Source organism: Actinoallomurus oryzae (genome assembly GCF_039541955.1).
In the GTDB taxonomy this organism is placed as follows: domain Bacteria; phylum Actinomycetota; class Actinomycetes; order Streptosporangiales; family Streptosporangiaceae; genus Actinoallomurus; species Actinoallomurus oryzae.
The window spans coordinates 1-4,118 of record NZ_BAABHF010000033.1; the positions used below are offsets into that span (position 1 = coordinate 1).

Genomic DNA, 4,118 nt, shown 5'->3' on the forward strand with positions numbered 1-4,118 from the left:
TCGGCGGCGAGGTCGTCGAGTTCGGTGACGAGTTCGGTGAGGTGTGGGGGTGCGGCCGCCTGCGCGGCGCGTATGCGCAGGGTCAGGGAGACCAGGCGTTGCTGGGCGCCGTCGTGCAGGTCGCGTTCGATCCGGCGGCGTGCCTGGTCGGCGGCGGCGACGATCCGCATGCGGGAGTTGGTGAGTTCGTTGCGGCTGGCGGCGTTGGCGATGGCGGTCGCGACGAGTTCGGTGAAGTCGGCCAGTCGTTGCTCGGTGTCCTGGGGCAGCGGTTCGCGCCCCGACCCGACGCCGATCGCGCCCCAGACCCGGCCCTCCACCACGATCGGACCGGCGACCGCGTGACGCGGTCCCTCGGAGGTGATCTCGCCCGCCCACCTCAGATCTTGCAGGTCGTGCCGGGCGGCGCGGCCCGCCTCCTGCACCGACGCCATGGCCGAGCGGGGATCGAGCCTGCCCCGAGCACCCGACAGAGAGCGCCAGAACCCGTGGCCCCCCATCACCGTCGTCTCCCCGTCCGGTTCGAACCGGACGATCGCCGTGTCGTCGGCACCGATGAGCGTGGTGACCTCTTCGGCCACCGCCGTGAACATCGACTCCGGCGCCACGCCGCGGGCGACCAGCGTCGCCACCCGCCGCAGCGCCGCCTGCTCATCGGCGATCCGGCGGAACTCCGCGTACAGATGGGCGTTGTCCAGCGACACCGCGAGCTGCCCCGCGATGAGTCTGACGGCGTCGAGCCGTTCGACGGTGAAGGCGCTGCGGATGAGGCGGTTCTCCAGCAACAGCACCGCGTGCAGCGTGCCGCGGCTGAGGATCGGCACGGCCAGCAGCGAGCAGAAGGTCACGTCGGAGAAGTACGGATCGCGGGCGAAGCGGTCGTCGCGGGTGGCGTCGTCCACGATGAGCGGCTCACCGGTGCGCCGCGCGTACCGCAGCACGGACATCGGCACCGCTCGTTCGTGGCCGGTTCCACTGATCAGAGCGGTGCCGCCGTCCGCGGTCGGCAGGATCCAGCCCTTCCGGTCCTCGCTCCACAGCGGCAGGTGTACGCCGGTGGCGCCGGTCATCGCGCTGAGCACCCGGACCACGCGGGCGTGCAGCCGCTCGACGCTGGTCTCCGAGCTCAGCGCCTGCGACGCGGACAGGATGCCGAGCAGGTCAAGGGTTCCGGTCGTGACGACGGCCCGCTCACGGAGGGCATCGCCGGACCGGCCTCCGCTCGACCCGGTGGTCGCCTCGCGCTGTGCCCGCAGGCGCGGGTACGCCCAGTCGAGCTGGGCGGCTTTCGCGGCCGCGCCCCATTCGAGGTACTGCCGACGCGCTTCGGCCAAGAGTTGGTAGCCGGTGTGTTCGACGCCGTGGGCGAGGTAGAAACGGGCCGCGCGCTCGGTGATCAACGCCTGATGCCATGGACGGCGGCGCTTGGCGACCTCGCATCGGGCGGCGTCGAAGGCGATGGCCGCGATACGGAAGTCGCCGGCCGCCCAGGCACGCTCGGCCTCGATCAACCGCAGCAGATGCAGGAAATTCGCCGGTGCGCTGGCGGCACGTGCGGCCAGCCACCGCGTCACGTCATCCAGCTCGGACAGCAGGCTGCCGCGCTCGTCACCGTGGTGGTGACGGGCCTGACCGGCAAGGGCCAGGCCCTGCAGCACGCGGGCCACGGCGGCCGCGTACTCGGCCGGGACCAGCAGAGACATCGCCGCCGCAATGTGTCGTGTCAGGCCCGCCAGGTCGTCGAAGATCGCGGCGGCGATCGCATGGTTGACGTGCGCCTGGAAAAGCGCCACCAGGTTGCCGGCGTATCTGTCCGGCGTCGCCTCACCGGCCGCGTCGGAGATTTCGCCGCGCAGCGCACCCACGAGCCACCGATAGGTGTCGAGCCCCTGAGCGATCTGCTCGCTACCGGTACGCCGCATGAAAGCCAGCCCCGCCTCCAGCTCGACGACGCAACTGTCCAGCGAGGGCGCACAATCCAGCAGGTGTTGTACGGCCGGCACGTAGGTGTATCCGGCGTTGGCCAGGTCACCCCCCGCCACCAGCCCCTCGCGGGCCTGCTGAGCTGCTTTGATGCCGTTTTCGATCGGCTCGAACCAGCAGCTCAAGAAGGCGAACAGGAAGCGCGCCTGTGAAGTGTCGGGCTCGTAACCGCGGGCCTCGCCCAGCGCCAGGATCCGTCGCGCCGCCTGGTACGCGGCGGCGTGGTCACCGCGCAGCGCCACAGCCGAGAAGCCGACGTGCATCGCCGGGCCGATGAGCGTCCGGGCGGAGCCGTGCTCAAGCCAGATCCGCAGCGCCTCCAGGCTCAGCCAGGCGAGCATGGCCTGGTCGGCGACGAAGTAGCTCGCCGGCAGAAGCGAGTTGATCACAGAGGACGCGGCGAGCAACCGAGAATCGGTGATGTCCTGCCAAGCCCGCTCGTCGCCGCCCTCGGTGTGATCCAGCCACCGGTACAGATAGCCGAACTGGCGGTCGAGCTCGGCGGGGAACCGGTCCGCGGTCGGGACGGCGATGCCCAATTCGCGGAGCGTCCGCATGCCCAGGGCGAGTGCCTCGGCAAGACAGTTCCGGTGGGTCAGGCTTCTGACCTGTACGCACGTCGCGTCGATGCGTTCCAGGACAGTGGAGCAGAGCGCCTCGGTGACACGGTATTCCTCGTCCACATCGTCCAAACGCCCCATGCTGTACAGCGCGAGATGACGGCCGGTGTGCACCTGAATCAGCGTGGCGGTCGCAGCCGGGTCGATCAGCCGCAGCGCCGCCGTCAGCAGCGCGTTCACCAGCGCATAGTCCCCGATCAGGATCGCCTGGTCGGCGGCGCGCCGCAACAGCTCCACCACCCGGCGCCGCTCCGCGGGGTCGTCCACCGCCTCGGCCACCGGCAGGTACTGCTCCGCCGCGACCGCGAACCACTCCGGCACCGCGGCGAGCCGCCGCGCCATGGTCAGCTGCAGAGTGCGCCGCCGCGATGGATCCAGTCCCTCCAGGACCACCTCGCGGATCCGGTCGTGACGAAACCGCACCGACTGGAGGGCCCCGGGCTCCGGCGTCAGCAGACGATCGTCGAGAGCGGGCGCCAGTGCCTTTTCCACCACCCCCGCCGATGCGGCGACGGCGGTCCGCAGCACGGTCAGCTTGGCTCGCCCGCCCAGACACGCCATCGCCTCCACCACCTGTCGCGACCGTGCCGGCAAGGCCGCGACCCGCGCCGCCAGCAGCCCCGCCACCTCGGACCGACCCAGCTGAGCAAGCACGGCCGCCACGTCCCACCGCCACCCGGCGGCCGTCGCCGTCAACGCGCCGCCGCGCCGTAGCGTGTTGAGCAGTTCCACCGTCTCGTACGGGTTGCCGGACGTGAACGGACTGATCGCCTCGGCCAGGTCCGCCGCCACGGCCGGTTCCACATGCAGCATCTCCGCGACCATGGAGATCGTGCCGGACACCGGGAGGTTGACCAGCCGCAGATGCCGCACCTCGGACTGTTCACGCCAGCGAGACAGCGGCGCCGCCAGCGGATGGGTCGCGGCCACATCGCCTTCTCGGTACGCCCCCACCAGTAGCAGGCCGTCGACGGACTCCTCGTCCAGCATGATCTCGACGACGCCGAGCGGCGTCCGCCCCGCCCACTGCAGGTCATCGATGAACACCACCACCGGCCGCTTCCTCGATGCGACCACGCGCAACACATCCACCGCCATCCGCTGCGCCCGCACCTGCGCGGTCAGCGGATCCCCCGGATCCGGCGGCACCGCCAGCAGCGCCGCGAACTCCGGCACCACCGCGGTCAGCAGGCCCGCGTTCGGGCCGACCGCCTGAAGTATCCGCCCGCGGACCTCGGCCAGCTCGTCCTCCGGCTCGGCCAGCAACAACCGGCCCAACGCCCGAAACGCCTGCTCAACCGCGTCGAACTCCAGATCCCGGCGATACTGGTCGAACTTGCCCGTCACGAACCAGCCGTCCCGGCTCGTCACCATCGGCCGCAGCTCATCGACCAGCGCCGTCTTCCCCACGCCAGGCAACCCCCCGATCAGCACGCCACGGCACCGGCCCGCCAATGACTCCTCGAACGCCGCCTCCAGCGCCGCGACCTCACCATCACGCCCCACCAACCGCGA

1 protein-coding gene is annotated in these 4,118 nt (G+C 71.0%); it reads right to left on the reverse strand.

The genetic code is table 11. The features are described 5' to 3' along the window. Window positions 1-4,118: AAA family ATPase (locus tag ABEA10_RS27950; RefSeq protein ID WP_345468960.1), on the reverse strand; the 4,118-nt coding region annotated here is incomplete at both ends.